The sequence below is a fragment of the Aminipila terrae genome (genome assembly GCF_010120715.1).
In the GTDB taxonomy this organism is placed as follows: domain Bacteria; phylum Bacillota; class Clostridia; order Peptostreptococcales; family Anaerovoracaceae; genus Aminipila; species Aminipila terrae.
In genome coordinates this window covers 1968024-1980873 of record NZ_CP047591.1, presented here as the reverse complement: position 1 = coordinate 1980873, position 12850 = coordinate 1968024, and the positions used below count along the sequence as shown (strand labels likewise).

At 38.3% G+C, this 12850-nt stretch carries 11 protein-coding genes and 1 pseudogene; 2 read left to right on the top strand and 10 right to left on the bottom strand.

Annotated elements, in window-relative coordinates:
- Nucleotides 1-68: 68 nt before the first annotated feature.
- Both nudC and Ami3637_RS09360 read right to left on the bottom strand, forming a co-directional pair.
- Nucleotides 69-983, bottom strand: coding sequence for an NAD(+) diphosphatase (gene nudC, locus Ami3637_RS09365; RefSeq protein WP_162362341.1), 915 nt, complete (start codon nucleotides 981-983; stop codon nucleotides 69-71).
- A gap of 26 nt (nucleotides 984-1009) precedes the next feature.
- Nucleotides 1010-1672, bottom strand: coding sequence for a cyclic nucleotide-binding domain-containing protein (locus tag Ami3637_RS09360; protein WP_162362340.1), 663 nt, complete (start codon nucleotides 1670-1672; stop codon nucleotides 1010-1012).
- Nucleotides 1673-1806: 134 nt separating this feature from the next.
- Here Ami3637_RS09360 and Ami3637_RS09355 point away from each other — a divergent pair, with 134 nt between their 5' ends.
- Nucleotides 1807-2235 (top strand): DMT family transporter, encoded by a 429-nt coding sequence (locus Ami3637_RS09355; protein WP_202931036.1) that lies wholly within the window; start codon nucleotides 1807-1809, stop codon nucleotides 2233-2235.
- A gap of 398 nt (nucleotides 2236-2633) precedes the next feature.
- On the top strand, nucleotides 2634-3110 hold the full coding sequence (locus tag Ami3637_RS09350) for a DMT family transporter (RefSeq protein ID WP_162362339.1): 477 nt from the start codon (nucleotides 2634-2636) through the stop codon (nucleotides 3108-3110).
- Nucleotides 3111-3116: 6 nt separating this feature from the next.
- On the opposite strand, the gene Ami3637_RS09345 is transcribed toward Ami3637_RS09350, so the two are convergent.
- The 8 genes and pseudogenes from Ami3637_RS09345 to Ami3637_RS09310 form a co-directional block, all read right to left on the bottom strand.
- The gene (locus tag Ami3637_RS09345) at nucleotides 3117-5012 is read right to left on the bottom strand and encodes a PD-(D/E)XK nuclease family protein (RefSeq protein WP_162362338.1); all 1896 of its coding nucleotides are present in this window, start codon (nucleotides 5010-5012) and stop codon (nucleotides 3117-3119) included.
- 71 nt (nucleotides 5013-5083) lie between these two features.
- Nucleotides 5084-6466: a PD-(D/E)XK nuclease family protein gene (locus Ami3637_RS09340; protein ID WP_162362337.1), complete on the bottom strand. Its 1383-nt coding sequence runs from the start codon at nucleotides 6464-6466 to the stop codon at nucleotides 5084-5086.
- A 181-nt stretch (nucleotides 6467-6647) separates the two neighbouring features.
- On the bottom strand, nucleotides 6648-7148 hold the full coding sequence (locus tag Ami3637_RS09335; protein ID WP_162362336.1) for a hypothetical protein: 501 nt from the start codon (nucleotides 7146-7148) through the stop codon (nucleotides 6648-6650).
- 368 nt (nucleotides 7149-7516) lie between these two features.
- Nucleotides 7517-9037: a nitronate monooxygenase gene (locus Ami3637_RS09330; RefSeq protein WP_162362335.1), complete on the bottom strand. Its 1521-nt coding sequence runs from the start codon at nucleotides 9035-9037 to the stop codon at nucleotides 7517-7519.
- A 17-nt stretch (nucleotides 9038-9054) separates the two neighbouring features.
- A complete protein-coding gene (gene fabZ, locus Ami3637_RS09325) occupies nucleotides 9055-9474 on the bottom strand; it encodes a 3-hydroxyacyl-ACP dehydratase FabZ (RefSeq protein ID WP_162362334.1) in 420 nt (139 codons plus the stop codon).
- A gap of 331 nt (nucleotides 9475-9805) precedes the next feature.
- A pseudogene (fabF, locus tag Ami3637_RS19255) lies at nucleotides 9806-11046 on the bottom strand (beta-ketoacyl-ACP synthase II).
- Nucleotides 11047-11074: 28 nt separating this feature from the next.
- Nucleotides 11075-11815, bottom strand: a complete 741-nt coding sequence (gene fabG / locus Ami3637_RS09315) for a 3-oxoacyl-[acyl-carrier-protein] reductase (protein ID WP_162362333.1) — start codon at nucleotides 11813-11815, stop codon at nucleotides 11075-11077.
- Between the two features lie 31 nt (nucleotides 11816-11846).
- Nucleotides 11847-12842 carry an ACP S-malonyltransferase gene (locus Ami3637_RS09310; protein ID WP_162362332.1) on the bottom strand — a complete coding sequence of 332 codons (996 nt, stop codon included), beginning with the start codon at nucleotides 12840-12842 and terminating at the stop codon, nucleotides 11847-11849.
- Between the last annotated feature and the right edge of the window lie 8 nt (nucleotides 12843-12850).

Genomic DNA, 12850 nt, shown 5'->3' with positions numbered 1-12850 from the left:
AACCCCACTAGTCTTACTAAAAATTTTAAGTAAGATTAGTGGGGTTTAAAATTTCAGCTTATGTAGTTTTATTTCTGTTTATAAAATACGTCATTTCCATCTGCAAAATACCGGATCATTTCAGCCGTAAGTGCTATTTTTTCGCTGTTTACAGGGATGTCTTCCCGTGTAAACCAAGTGCCCTCTGCCAGCTCTCCGTCATTCAGGCTTACTTTATTATCTCCATCAAGTCTTGCAAAGAATCCTACCAGCAAGGAATCAGAAAAGGACCAGGGCTGACTCTTATAATATGTTATGTCCTTAACTTCCAATCCCACTTCCTCCATGACTTCACGCCTCACTGTATCCTCCAGGGTTTCGCCTACCTCACCAAATCCGGCGATTAATGCATACCTTTTGTAAGGTCGGTCTGCATATCTGGTCAGAAGAAGCTTATCACCATCTACAATGCCTACTATTACAGCGGGAGAAATCTTAGGATATTCTGCAATATTACAGCTTTCACATATAAGGCACCGTTCTGCAGCACTATGTTTCATAGGCTTCCCACATCTGCCGCAATACTTGTGATTTAAGGACCATCTGTTTATCTGCAATGCTGTAACTCCTGCAAAACCCTGCCATTTCTCTTGTAGTGTTCTGAAAATATTTTGGGAGTGCCATACAAGAATTTTCCCATCCGGTACTTCTGTTCCCTGCCAATGGAGATAATCATCCTTAGTACCTTCTTCCAGAATTGAGTTAACCGAAAAATATTTATTGTCATCTATTGAAAACAAATATGCTATATTAACCTTGGAGTAATCTATCAGTTCCAATTCTTTCAGTTCTTTGAAAGTAAGAAATTCTGCCATATGATCCTGTCCTTCAGGCTGTTTCATTAATAGATTTTCTTCATGAAATAAAAGGGCATAATCCCTGTCTTCTGCTTTTATATTTTTAAAAGTAATATTAAATTTACGTGGTTCTATATCCTGTATCATTTCTACGCCTTTTTTGCCTTTCTGTGTTACACAGAATAAAAATCCTGTGCCCGAATCTGAAGTTCTATTCCATCCTTTATGATATATCCTCTGGCGGCCTTTTGAAGAACGCCATCCTTTCGAAGGCTGTCAAAGGTTCTAAGCAAATGCCTGTAACTTGTTCCCAGCAATTCTGCCACCTCTGTAAGATTTTCATTAAATAATCCATCCTCATTGGTCATTAGCACGTATGAGCACAACCTGGTTTCCAAAGGCAACAGTATATTGATGGCTCCATTCCTGGCACATCTGTCAAGTTTTCGAGCTAAATGGGTGCCTACAAAATTCATAAAAGTAACATTTTCTCTAAGCCTTTCCCCACAGTGTTTAAGTGGAATTCCCATACAGGTCACCTCTGTTAAAGCCTGCACATTTGTGGTACAAATGCCATCTGTCATTAATTCAATATCACCCAGGATTCCTGACTTGGTATAGAATGCCAGAAGCAAAGACTTTCCATTGCTTACATTCATAAAAGCTTTTGCTTTCCCGCTAACCATAAATAACAGATACTCCATGGGAAAACTTTCTCTGCAAAGATACTGTCCTTTTTCAAACTTTAATACCCTCACATCTCCTGCTTCAAAATCAGATAATCCATACTTAAGCAGCTCATTTTTCATCGTAACTGTTAAACTTCCATTTGACATACACGTCGCTCCTTTCTGCCTTTTCTACTTCATTAAAATCAGGCTCAATATATTTTTCTTCAATTATGACATATGTCATATGTACCGTCAAGTTCTTTTGTTATTCTTAACTGCGAATAGAAAGGAGATTTATTATGTATTACTTTTTATCTGTTCTTGCAGGTTCAATCATCGCAGTTATGATTGCAGTAAATGGTGTGCTCACATCCCATTTTACTATATACCTTGCAACAGTTATTATACACATAGTAGGTTTAATTATTATAACTATTATACTTGTCCGGCACAAAGAGAATCCTGCTCCCTGGAAAAATAAGAAGCTTCCGCTTTTTCTTTATTCTGGCGGTCTTGTAGGTGTTGCCACAACTATCTTTAATAATATGGCCTTCGGCAAAATCAGTATGTCTGCCATTCTGGCTATCGTCCTTCTGGGTCAGAGTATAACATCAATTGTAATTGACCATTTTGGCTGGCTTGATATGCCCTATCAGCCCTTTAACAAAAAAAAACTCATTGGACTTTCCTTTATTATCCTTGGAATTGTCCTGATCATGGTCATATAAAAACCTCCAGACAGACAGAATGTATTCTGTTGGTCTGAAGGTTTTTATAAATAGTATTGAACTTACAATTTAACACTATTTCTGGCCCTGTTTTTTTTTATATGGTATTATAAAAAAACTATAACAAAATAAATAGGTACACTACCTAGCCAGCAGGGTATCATATCCTCTTTCAGAAATACAGTGAAAGTCTGTAAATCACGGAAGATATCATTCCCATGCCTCAGTTTCTGAATCATATAACTGCATATGATGAAAATAATTGTTCCCATCACACATAGCAGCAGAAAAAACTGTAATGGATTTTTTATTCTGCGCAGTTTTAACACTTTATTACAACATCCCCTTTATTCATATTATGAAAATACATTGTATTTTTAATTCAGGAGGTAAAATAAATGCTTATTGCCATAATCGTATCGTTTCTTGCGGGAGTAACCGTGGTAGTCTCCCGGACTACAAATGCCCGCTTAGCTGCAGAAACCAGTTTGTTTAAAAGCACATTTTATAATTATATATTTGGCCTTATGGGGTCAGTTCTTGTCCTACTGGTTATGCATTTTTTTGTTGCTCCTCAGTTTCCTAAAGTTCCGTTGCCGTTACACATTAACCAACTGTGGATTTATCTGGGAGGCGCCATGGGAGTGTGTACCGTTAGTATCTCCAATGCTGTAGTAACAAGAATTTCTTCATTTTGTATCACCCTTTTAATGTTTGTGGGCCAGGTGTTTACTGGTATTGTGTTAGATATCATCATAAGCCATTCTTTTTCACTTGGTAATCTGCTGGGAGGCATTTGCGTGACTATAGGGTTGATTCTGAACCTGTGGTTTGATAAGAAATCAGATTCAGAGTCTCAGATTTCTGCGTCTTAGAAACATTTATTTTATAACGGTATACGTACAACCTTCAAAAGCCACATCAAATTTACATATGCTTTTATACATGCAGTAACTGCATGCTGTTTCGTTTCCTGCTTTCCGAGGAGCTATATCCACACTTCCCTGATTCAGGTTTTCACAGAGTTCTGCAATTTTGTTGTCTACTGCAGTCTGAAGTTCCGAGAATTCTTCACAGGAAAGAAGCTTATCCTTCCCTGTTCCCACGATGACCCCTTCTTTATTCCTGCGAACCGATACAATATCTGAACTTCCTGTAAATTCTCCGGCAACGCTTTCTATTACTTCAGGCTGATCTACTAAAACACCATCCAGTTTAAAAGACTTCCTGAACTCGGTCTTTATTTTTTCTTCAAGAATTTTGCTATCCAGATCACTGGCATTAAAAACCGGCTCATCCAGTTTAAAGTAAAAAATACCTGCTGGCCTGTTCTCTGCTGTCTTTCCATTTAATCTCTGGTTCAGAGCAGCCTTGAGGTACAGCATTAACTGTAGGCGCCAACCGCCTTTTGCCTCTTCTGTATCAAATTTTTCATTTCCAGACTTATAATCAATTATTTTCACATAATCTCCAGGCAGCAGATCAACCCTGTCTATTTTTCCCTCTATAAGAATCTTTCCCCTGGAGGTTTCTACTTCTATAGGAGGAAAATGTTTTCTGGAATCTCTTCCGAACTCCGCTTCAAAAAATACGTCCTCAATTCTTCCCTTTTGAACATGCTCTACCAGTATTAATGCTGCATCTGTACAGACTCTCTTCATTCTTCCAGCTTTATAGCTTTCTTCCTTTCCCCCGTTTAAGATACCTTCTCTATATTCAGCCCCTTCATTATCCATGAATCTTCCTACGAAATCAGCACATTCCTGTGGGGTAATATTCATCCACGGTGACTCAGGAGCAGTAATGGGAACTCCTTTCTCTGTCAGATGCTCTGATAGCTTCATCAGGCACAAATGGTAAATATCCCCTATTTCACGTCCCGCAATTTCAAAAACTCTTTTTTCTTCTGGCTTTAGTCCATAATTTATAAAATGTGCAAAGGGACATCTTCCAAACTTCTCAAGTCTGGAAGGGCTTAAAGACAAATCTGCATTTTCTTCCCTTTTAAGCAGAGAATCTGTGAGAGTGGCAGACATTGCCTCTTCCTTTATTTTAAAGAAAAGACCTTCTTCCACCTGTTTTATGGATTCCTGTTCATTTAACTTATACCAGGTTAAGGCCGCCTTAAAGCAATCATTTAACGGCTCTCCTTCAAGGTTTTTACGAAGTACTTCTGTCAAATGCTTTATTCCATTGTTTCTGGCCTGTAACAAATCAACTGGGTTATTTTCGCTGATGATATCTTTACATACTTTAACCCGGGGAAAAATACCTGCTACTTTATTAAATACAGCAGATGGCTTCATCTCTTTTCCCTCATTGTCCGATACTGCATAACTCATAAACAAATATTGCTCGGGTTTTGAAAGAGTCCTGTAGATTGCCAGTTTTTCTTCCATGGCCCTTAATTCATCCAGTTTACATATTTCAACGTGATGATTGAAAAGAACTGTTTTTTCATCATCATTTAAAATCCCGTCTCCACTTACTGCTGAAGGCAGGATACCATCATTGGCGCCTATTACCACAAGGGCTTTTATCTGCCCGGTCCTTGTACGTTGCATGGTTCCCATTATGATTTCATCTATAGTTGCTGGAAGCATTCCCAATTCCACCGACTCAAAGCCGGCCCTTAAAATTGTGTCAAGCTCTTCTATTTCAAGTTTCTCGTCTCCCATGACCGTAACCAGCTGGTCATAAATGTCAACTGCAGTTTTCCAGATCTGAGCCATCTCGAAAGCCATTTCATAATAACGCTTTTGGTTCTGCTCTTCCATGATTTTCTCAATACGTTCTGGAATCTGTAAATAATCTTTTAAAAAGTAATACAGTACCGCAACTTTTTCTCCTACAGTTTCGGCTTTTTTAATGGTTCCGTAAAAGCCAGCACAGTCTGCATGACAAAATTCCGTGCCTGGTTTATTTCTTCAAATTCTTCCGGTGCATAGTCCTTTATACCCCGGGTAAAATCCTTTTTCCACATGCTGCCCCGTATTTTAAATTTATAAACATAATTTTCAAGCTGCTCAGCCGCATCCTGTGAAAGACCAGCCAGACCTGTTTTTATAAAACCGATTACAGTCTCTGAATCCATTCTGCCTCTGGCAATCTGCATCAGGTAAATATTTAGACTGATTACTGGATTGTGCAGAATACTTCTCTTTTTATCCATAAAAAGATTTAGCCCGTATTCCTTAAAGACTCGGCTAATTATGGAGCCCCGTACGTCCAGATCATTGCAGATAACAGCAATATCCTTATATCGAAGGCCTTCATCCCGGAGCAGCCGTGTAACATAAGCAGCAGCAGTTTCCGCCTCAGCATAAGGGTTGGCAGCTTTCACTAAAGTAACTGCCGGAACCTCTTTATCCAACTTTTTTACTGGTATAGAAAATAGCTCTGATTCTATGGCAGAAAGGCCCGTAGTCATATTTTCTCTGATGCAGGTTTCATCAGCTATCTCTGTTGTACAATATGGTTTTGATAAAGACTCCGAGATTTTCTCCAGTTTTTCTATAATACCCCCTGTCAAGGCAAAAAGTTCACTGTCCCGGCATTTCTCACTGTAAGTCATAACCACATTGACATTTTTCCCGTAACCAATAAGCTCTCTAATCAGATCCAGATTTTTAGGAGTGAAATAATCAAAACCATAAACCCATATTTCACATCTCTTTATCATTGTTGAATATTTTATTTTACTGATGCAATGTTCAAGATAATCCTCCGTATCAATATATTTTTCAGATATTACAGCCTCATATTTCTCATAAACCGCCTGCATATCCTTTAGTTTTTTATATAAAATGGATTCTTTATCCAGGGTACTTAGTATATCTGGCAAAGCTTCGGGAGACGTATTATACTGTTTCATCTCTGAAATCAGATTGTTGACTAATTCAATAAAGGAAGTCTTTGCTTCCATTCCCCGGAAAACCTGCAGGTTATCCTTTTCTTGTGCTATTATTTTAGAAAGCAGCATATGCCTTCCATATTTGTCCAGTCGTGAGATTTTCTCTCCACCCACTTCTTTAAGCACACGCAGTCCAAGCCTGGATGGACTTATTATCTCTAAATCCATCAGGCCCCTGACTCCCAGATATTTGAACGCATTTCTCTCTGCCTGCAGAGTAAACTGATCCGGCACCAACAATAAAGTTGTGCCTGATACCCTTTTATAAATAAATTTATCTTTATCTATATTTTCTCTTCCATAATATATATTTAGCATATTCTTAGCCTTTTCCTTATTTCTACTTTCATCATCCTATAACATATTAAGTATATCAAAGGCTTTCTCTTTTAGCCACAATAAAAAATCGAGGAGAAAAAAGGACAATAGCAAAAACCTCTTTTGCTAAACTTCTGTTTAACTAAAGAGGTTTTCTCATCAGCATATGTCTTTATGGTTATTATTCTAACTGTAATTTAACAGACTCTTCAAATAAGAATTCAATTTCTTGCCAGTTTCCCCATTCTAAAAATTCTTCTAACATTTTTTGTGTTGTAGGATACAAATTACAAATATGTTCATGTGATACAGTACCTAAAATTATTTCATTTCGATAAAAAAAACAAATATCACCACTGTGCAAACTATCTAAAAAAATATCGGGGAAATATTTTAATATAATTTGTTGTGTATTTTTATTAGATTTAAAAACAAATATATTCAAGGGTTTTTCTAAAGTGACATAAAAACAATGCCAATGGTGAGTTTTAAAATCATATAACAGCCATTGTTGCATTTCTTTTATACATTCTCGGAGCTTACATATTTTGATATCATCTTTATCATCATAATTTATTGTTAATGAAAAGTAATCTGAATTTTTAAAGCATATATTAAATAATGATATATGTTTCTCTTTTTCCATAATTTTAGTTGTAAGTTTGTATGTCCTTTTTTTCATAATTGTATCCCTTCTCTAAAAAATCAAATTAATTTAATAATGAAAAAACTAACTAAAGAACCAAATATGTGTTTTAGGGTGCAGATTTGCATGTATATGATTCCAATATCCAGAGCCTCCACCGTGATTCTCTGGGCCCCTATAATTGTTACCTGCCAGACCTATGGCATAACTTAACGAAGTGGAAAATAAAAAGACAGTTGAATCGATACTGTATCTTCTTTTCTAACTTTAATCAATACATTCTGTATGAAATGTTGTCTAAGCTACATGAAATGTGATTTTCTGCAGAATTTATATATAATGTTTTTACATAATTAAAAATCCCAGTGTGAAATACACCTCACACTGGGACCTTGAAAATCATATTATTTTCCTGTCAGCTCTGCAAATATATCGCTGACCTTTTCTATTTTATCTACTAAATGAGCATTGCTTCCACAGAAGATAAGGCCATTTTCCGCATCTCCATTTGCCGCTGCTATCAGTGCCTCAGTGATACAATAGGGGGCCACTTTTGGGTTGCATGCCGTCATGCATCCATTGCAACGATCAATGGGAAGCTTTTCTTGTCTTTCGGCTATTTCTGTAACAAACTTATTTCTTATGGCTCTGCCAGGCATGCCAACAGGACTCTTTATAATAGTGATATCACTTTTGGTACAATTAACATATGCCTGTTTGAAGGTTTCCGGTGCATCGCATTCTTCTGTTGCTACAAACCTAGTTCCAACCTGCACCCCATCTGCACCATAAGATAATGCCATCTGTACATCTTCCTTTGTAAAAATGCCGCCTCCCACAATTAGCTTGCATTCAGGAATACTTGATATTTCAGCTTTTATCTCCATAAGTATTTTATAAAAATTTTCATCAGCAATTTCTAGCTGCTCTTCTTTGTAACCCAAATGGCCTCCTGCTTTTGGTCCTTCAAACACAAAAGCATCGGGCATTCTGTTATGTTTTTTAGCCCAGCTTCTTATAATCAGGCCTGCTGCCCTGGCTGATGAAACGATTGGAATCAGCTTTACGTCTTTTCCCTTTACTATACCTGGAAGGGAGGTAGGAAGCCCTGCTCCTGAAACAATAACTTTTGCCCCTGCTTCAACAGCAGCTTTTATTATTTCATCATAGTTTCTGCCTACACACATCATATTTATACCAATAGGACCTGCTCCCGGTATATCTTTAACTGCATCCACTGCCAGTTCAACCTGCCTTTTTATAGCTCTGACATTGGCTGACAAAGGATCTGCATAAAAATCTTCTTCCGTATATCCCGGCTGTGCTGCAGATATAATGCCAACACCTCCGCATTTTGCTACCGCAGCTGCCAGTTTCCACATAGAAATTCCTATGCCCATGCCTCCCTGAAATATAGGCACAGGTATTTCTAATCCATTCAAATCCATTGGTTTAAGTTCCATAGGTCCCTCGCTTCTAACAGGTTTTATAAGCTGCATTCTGAAAAAGTCTCTTAACCCCTCTAATGATTTTAAGAGTACATCTATTTCAGAGTCCGCCATATTCCCTGTAATATCTTTAATCATATTGTTATGAAAAGCCTGGTGCTCTTCAACTACATTAATTCCTGCATCCGTAAGTCCAATTTTCACTATTCTTCTGTCCTCAGGAATTCTACATCTGTCCACATACCCTTTCTTTACCAGCTTATTTATTGCTACTGTCAATGTGCTGACACTAATTTTTAAGGAACCTGCTACCTGAGTCATTGTTTTTAATTTCCCGACTCCGATAGCTTCAAGAGTGTGAATTTCTGTAATAGAAAGGTCAATATTACCTGATTCTTTTATTGACTGTTCTTCAACCTTTAAAACACTATTCATAAGGCTGACGAGTATTTCATTTAGCTTTATATTTCTTTCCACCTTCCGCTCCTTGTCTGTTAGCCTATAGCAAAAGTAATTTCACATTTACAGGCTACTTTTTCACCTAAATAAGCCGTTGCTACTCCTTTTCCAGAGCTGCTGCGAAGACGGTCCAGTTCTACATGCAGGCGCAGAGTGTCTCCAGGATAAACCTTTTGACGGAATCTGGCTTCCTTTATCCCTCCAAAATAAGCAATTTTTCCACGGTGCTCTGGCATGGATAAAATAGCAACAGCCCCGGCCTGTGCCAGTGCTTCTACAATTAATACGCCTGGCATCACCTTTTCCTGTGGAAAATGACCTGCAAAATAATACTCTTTTTCGTTTACATGCTTTATAGCTGTAATGCTTTTACCTTCTTCCATTTCTTCAATTTCATCAATTAAAAGGAACGGATCTCTATGGGGAATTATTTCCATAATCTGTTCTCTGTTCATTAACATATTGTTTGTTCCTTTCCGAGTTCCATAAACAATTTGCTGGATTTGCTTGTGGTTTATGCTCTGTTATTATTTTCTACACACATTTTAATATATTACCACAAAATTTATTTTTTTGTATATTAAAGCCTCATTTTCAGATTTCAGATTAAATATATTTTTATTTGCGTTACCATTTTATTAACCTTTTCAACCCTCTAATGTATACCTCATAAATTTCATTATAATAACTTTAAAATTGCAGATTTTCTGTTTGGTTAAAAGCCTCAAAACCAAATTAAACTTATAAGTATAAGCAGGCATCCACATGCAAATCCACAGCCACCATTTATTTTACAAACTTCTTAAATAAGACAGTTCCATTATGTCCGCCAAATCCCAGGGAATTTGACATAACAAAGTTCAGTTCTTTCTCTCTTCCTACGTTTGGTACATAGTCAAGATCCAGCTTCTCATCAGGAACTTTATAATTAATAGTCGGTGGGACAAAATTATCTTCAAGAGCTTTAGCACAAATAACGGCTTCAATAGCTCCTGCGGCACCAAGCAAATGCCCTGTCATACTTTTGGTTGAACTTACAGGTACCTTTGTATCATTACCGAAAACTATTTTAATAGCTTTGGTTTCAAATTCATCATTATATGGAGTTCCAGTTCCATGGGCGTTAATATAATCCACGCTCTCACCGTTAATCCCCGCTTCATCTATAGCCATCTGCATTGCAGCTGCTGCACCTTCTCCAGCTGGAGATGGGGATGTTACATGATAGGCATCACAGGTAGTTCCATAGCCCACAACTTCACCATATATTTTTGCGCCTCTTTCAAGGGCATGCTCCATTTCCTCTAAAACAAGGAATCCAGAACCTTCACCCATGACAAACCCATCTCTTTCCTTGTCGAATGGAGTGGAGCATCTGTCTTTATCTGTTCTTGTAGACAGAGCCGTCATGTTTGCAAATCCTGCAAAGCATACTGGTGAAAATGCCGCTTCAGCCCCCCTGCAAGCATTACATCGGCATAGCCGTGTTTAATGTATCTAAAGGCTTCTCCAATACTATGTGTTCCTGCTGAGCATGCAGTTACAACACCAATGCTGGTTGCCTTTGCCTGAACAGCAATAGATATATTACCTGCCAGAATATTTGGAATTACCATGGGAACCAGCAATGCAGATACTCTGGAGTAACCTTTTTCATCTCCTTTAAGGGCTGCCTTTTTTGATTCCTCTTCCAATGTCATAACGCCACCGATACCCGTACCGGCTACAACTCCAAATCTGTGAGGATCAACATTTTCTCCGCTTACAATTCCACTATCCTGCATAGCCTCTTTAGCTGCAGTAAGTCCAAACTGGGAAGACCGGTCCAGTCTCTTGGCCGCCCTTTTATCTTCATATTCAAAGCCTTTCACTTCTCCGCCCAGTTTAGCTTTCTGGTAAGTAGTATCTAATATCGTAATCTTATCTATACCATTCTTGCCATTTTTAATACCTTCCCAAAAGTCAGCAGTATTATTACCTACTGGTGTAACTGCTCCTAGTCCGGTTATAACAACTCTTTTCATAATTTCCTCCAAAATATTATATTGTATTATTTTAAATACTCATTCCACCGTCAATACATATAGTCTGTGCCGTTATATAGGCTGACATGTCACTGGCCAGGAACAGGGCTAAGTTTGCCACATCCTCTGGGGATCCCATTCTTCCAAGGCTGATAACCTCATTCATCTTAGCCTTTTGGGAATCATTTAGTTCATCTGTCATGTCTGTCTCTATAAATCCAGGGGCAATTGCGTTCACTCTCACATTTCTTCTTCCAAGCTCTTTGGCTGCAGCCATGGTCATTCCAATAACTCCTGCCTTTGAAGCTGCATAATTAACCTGTCCGGGATTTCCCTTTACCCCCACCACAGAAGAAAGATTTATAATACTTCCTGCTCTTTGTTTAATCATTACACTGCTGGCTGCTTTCAGAAAATAGAAAGAGCCTTTTAAGTTTGTATCCACAACAGAGTCAAAGTCATCGCCCTTCATCTGGATAAGAAGTTTGTCTTTTGTAATACCTGCATTGTTTACTAAAATATCAATTTTCCCAAAATTTTCCTTAGCTTTGGCAATAGCCTCTGTTGCGAATTCTGGGTCTGCCACATCGCCTTTGAGAATCTCTACTTTTGTTCCATATTGGGCTAGTTCATCCTGAGTCTTTTCCGCTGCTGCATCATTGCTTCTGTAACATAAAAGTACATCTGCTCCATTCCTGCAAAATGCTTCCGCTATGGCTCTGCCAATACCTCTGACCCCTCCAGTAATAATCGCACTTTTACCTTTTAACATTTTTTACCTCCGAATCTATAACTGGGAGCTTCTATTTATTTTCAATCAATGTTTTCACAGTATGTTGTAAGCTCTCCATATCTTGAACATTCAATGTAATCATATCATGTTTTATCTTCTTAACAATGCCGCATAGAGTGGTTCCCGGTCCAATTTCAATAACACACTCAACGCCGTCAGCTACCATGTTCTCTATTATTTCCTGCCAGTAAACAGGGCTCATGGCCTGTTTACCCATTAATTCAGCAATAAACCTGCTTACTCCGGCCTCATCCATTTCTTCTGTGCCCTTCATCATGTCTTCCGCTGTCACATCTGAGTAAACTCTTTTGTTAGGGGCTTTTAATTCGCATTCCATAAGAAGATTCTGAAGTTTTGTCGCTGCAGGTTCCATCATTTCACTATGAAATGCTGTACCAACACTAAGTGGGATTGCTTTTATTTTTCTGGCCTTTGCTTCTGCCTTAAATCTTTCTAAAGACTCCTTATCTCCTGCAACTACCGTCTGAACCGGGGAGTTAAAATTTACTCCCTGGAGGATTCCATCCTCTTTCACGTCAGCTACACAGTCCAGAATTTCCTGTCTTGCCCCAAAAGCTGCAACCATACTGCCCCTTTGTACACCATCTTCTCCCAGTCCAGCTTCATTCATCCAGGTACCTCTTTTAGTAACAATGTCCATTCCTTTTCTTATATCATTGATGGTTCCTGCTGCAGTCAAAGCTGCATATTCACCCAGGCTGAAGCCTGCTAATCCTTCAATTTCAATGGAATCAAACAGTGATGCATCCTGTTTTTCTATTTCCTCCATCAGAGCTTCATAAGCTGCCATTGTGACCGTATAAACACAAGGCTGTGTTATATGAGTTTGCCTGAGCATTTCCTTAGTACCCTCAAAACACCATTCCTTAACCTGTTCACCTGCTAAATCCATTACTTCCTTAGCTTTCCTGGAATAGTCATAAAGTTCCTTACCCATACCAGTATACTGGGCTCCCTGCCCGGCAAATATCAAACCAATTTTCATATTCCTCA